The 2,893-nt window shown below is 36.9% G+C and carries 4 protein-coding genes; all 4 read right to left on the reverse strand.

Going from position 1 to position 2,893, the window contains the following annotated elements; genetic code table 11:
* Window positions 1-40: 40 nt before the first annotated feature.
* Window positions 41-1,069, reverse strand: coding sequence for an RluA family pseudouridine synthase (locus KQI69_RS00745; RefSeq protein ID WP_216563371.1), 1,029 nt, complete (start codon window positions 1,067-1,069; stop codon window positions 41-43).
* A gap of 20 nt (window positions 1,070-1,089) precedes the next feature.
* Window positions 1,090-1,653 carry a hypothetical protein gene (locus KQI69_RS00750; protein ID WP_216563372.1) on the reverse strand — a complete coding sequence of 188 codons (564 nt, stop codon included), beginning with the start codon at window positions 1,651-1,653 and terminating at the stop codon, window positions 1,090-1,092.
* A gap of 24 nt (window positions 1,654-1,677) precedes the next feature.
* Window positions 1,678-2,517, reverse strand: a complete 840-nt coding sequence (locus tag KQI69_RS00755) for a GTP pyrophosphokinase family protein (RefSeq protein ID WP_216563373.1) — start codon at window positions 2,515-2,517, stop codon at window positions 1,678-1,680.
* A gap of 19 nt (window positions 2,518-2,536) precedes the next feature.
* Window positions 2,537-2,893 (reverse strand): M23 family metallopeptidase (locus KQI69_RS00760; protein ID WP_216563374.1); only part of this gene is annotated, 357 nt, incomplete at its 5' end.

Here is a 2,893-nt window from a genome sequence, read left to right on the forward strand (position 1 = left end):
CGCAGCAGATGGAAATTTATACAAGTTATTTAGCGAAATATCAATGATACAATACACTCGTATTCTTATCTATGCCTATTCCCTCAAGTATATCAGAAAACTCCTCGGGTATCGCCGCTTCAAATACTTTATTTTTATACTTGTCAGGTACTATCTCATCATCAGACAGTTCAAGTCTCCACGCATGTAAAAGCTGATGTCTTAATCCAAACTCTTTCCTGAATATCTTGTACACATCCTTGTAGCCGTATTTTGAATCTCCAACTATAGGATGTCCTATACTTTTTAAATGTGCACGTATCTGATGCGATTTTCCAGTTACAAGATGAACTTTTAAAAGTGTATAACTTTCGCCCTGCAATCTGCCGTAAGCAAGCGGTTCATATTCTGTAACTATCTTGTAAGCTCCCTGTGTCATTTTTTTTGAGATACTTACCGTATTGTGGTTTTCATTCTTTGTAAGATAACCGTCAATCCGTTTAAAACCGTCAACATATCCTTTTACGATACACAGATAATATTTCTTTAGTTTTCTCTCTCTGAATATCTCATTCATACTTTGCAAACCTTTTATCGACTTGCCTGCAACTATAAGACCACTCGTATTTCTGTCAAGCCTGTTGCAGATTGCCGGTTTAAAACCCTCAAATTCTGCATTTTCCTTATCTTTCTTCTTATCTAGATACCATGAAATATGCTCTACAAGGGAGATATCATCTTTGTCAGCCTTCTGCGAAAGCATGTCAACTGGCTTGTTTATAACAAGTATATCCTCGTCCTCAAAAATAATATCAAGTTTAAGCTGTTTATCTTTCATATCATGAACAGTTTTTGTTTTTTCTTCATCAGCACCTCTGAATTTTTCAATAGTATCATCTGCAAGAAATAACTTTATCGTATCGCCATTATTAAGTTTTTCCATTCCTGCCGCTTTCTTTCCATTTAAGACAATGTTTTTCTTTCTCATCATCTTATAGAAGAAACTTTTTGGTGCTTCAGGCATATATTTTGCAAGATATTTGTCAAGCCTTTGCCCCTCATCAACCGAACTGATACTTATCTCTCTCATCCGTTACCTGCCTCTCTTCACTATATAATAAGCGAAACTATATAAGATTTTACATTTTCTTCCTGCTCCTCATCTGTCTCAACCTTTTTTACATTGTCAAGCTCATTTAAAAACAGTTTCTCACTCTCGACTATCTTTACTTTATAATTGTCACCCCAGTTTGCGACACCATCTGTAAGGTACTTTCTTATATATGATATCTCAACCTTTTTATCTCTTGTAAGCCCTATGACCTGATTATTTCCGACAGCCACAAAGTCAAGACTCATCACTTTCTCAGATGATGTGATAACGAGATCCGTATATAACTGCATACCATCGCCCACATGCTTTTTTACCATGTCATACTTTTCTTTTCCAACGGTATGATACGGAAACGCTACAATATACGCAACAAGAAATTTTGCCCCCGGAAGTGCAAACAGTACAGCAACAACAGTAAATATGTTCCTGTTTGACATTTTATTCAAAAAAAATCCCACAAGAAATACTATAATACCTATCACAGCCATTGCTATCGTTCCGGCTATGGCTCTTTTTTTCTTGTACTCCAAATATCCAAGTTCACCTCTTGAAATCTTCATCTTATTAAATCCTTTCAAAAAACTTTATGCACCGTGACCTCTGGTCACACTGTAACTGCGTGCCGTAAGACTCTGTGCCCTGTATGTCTCAGCTATTATATCAAGCTGCTTGTTAAAACGTTTTAGCATCGTCATATCATTCTGCTTATATATCTTATAAAATTCGTCCTGAATCTTCTCAACTTCCCTCTTATTTGCGACATAGTAAAGTTCTTCTATACTTCTTACTATATCTGCTATTATATTAGCCTTCTGCCTGTTGTGATTCTGTGCATCCATTATCTCATCTCTGACTGACGCCATCTCATTGTCAAGAACACCTACCGCATCTGCCGCACTGAGAAGCCTCTTTCTTAAATCCTCCGGCATATGTTCTTTATATTTATATTGAAGCGAATGTTCTATAGTAGACCAGAAATTCATCGCAAGTGTTCTTATCTGAAATTCCACCTCAAGTTTTTTAGGTCCATAAATAGTCTGCACTGTATAATAAGCTATTACATGATAACTTCTATAGCCGCTCGGCTTACTGTTTGTTATATAATCTTTCTCCTGTTTTACCTCAAGGTCACTTCGCTTTTTTATTATCTTGACAACTGTATTTATATCCTCAACAAACTGGCATATTATCCTTATTCCTGCAATATCCTCTATCTTATCTTCTATCTCTTCTATCTTAACATTTTTTCTCTGAGCCTTTTCTAAGATACTCGATATACTCTTTACTCTTCCTGAAACAGATTCTACCGGCGAATACATTCTCGCATTCTGGTATTCCTGCTTAATATGGTTAAATTTGACAACAAGTTCGTCTACCGCCTGACCATAAGGCTCCAATATTTCTCTCCAAAGCTGTATTTCCATATCTATTTCCTTTCCAAAGCTATCTGCTTTCCAGTTTTTTTAACAAATAATAAGGATTAACGCATTTTTCGCCTGCCTTATCTCTCACATATATCCCAAAATGAAGATGCACCGGAAATTTACCTCTCGTCCCCTCGTCGCCATAGCCTGTATTTCCCATATACCCTATAATTTCTCCTGCCTTCACCCTGTCACCGGATTTAAGCCCCTTTCTGTATGAGTCAAGATGTGCGTAATAATAATAAGTTCCACTGCTGCTTCTTATCCCGACTCTGTAACCGCCAAGCCTGAGCCAGCCTTTTTTCTCTATCACACCGTCACACACAGACCTGACTTTAAGTATTCCCGGTTTATTTTCAGATGACATGATATCGAT

It is taken from the genome of Eubacterium sp. MSJ-13 (assembly GCF_018918235.1).
In the GTDB taxonomy this organism is placed as follows: Bacteria; Bacillota; Clostridia; order Lachnospirales; family Lachnospiraceae; genus Butyribacter.

Bases quoted from the DNA above. Each gene is read 5' to 3' on its own strand.
- KQI69_RS00745 (WP_216563371.1), bottom strand. From the start codon at position 1,069: ATGAGAGAGATAAGTATCAGTTCGGTTGATGAGGGGCAAAGGCTTGAC.
- KQI69_RS00750 (WP_216563372.1), bottom strand. From the start codon at position 1,653: ATGAAGATTTCAAGAGGTGAACTTGGATATTTGGAGTACAAGAAAAAA.
- KQI69_RS00755 (WP_216563373.1), bottom strand. From the start codon at position 2,517: ATGGAAATACAGCTTTGGAGAGAAATATTGGAGCCTTATGGTCAGGCG.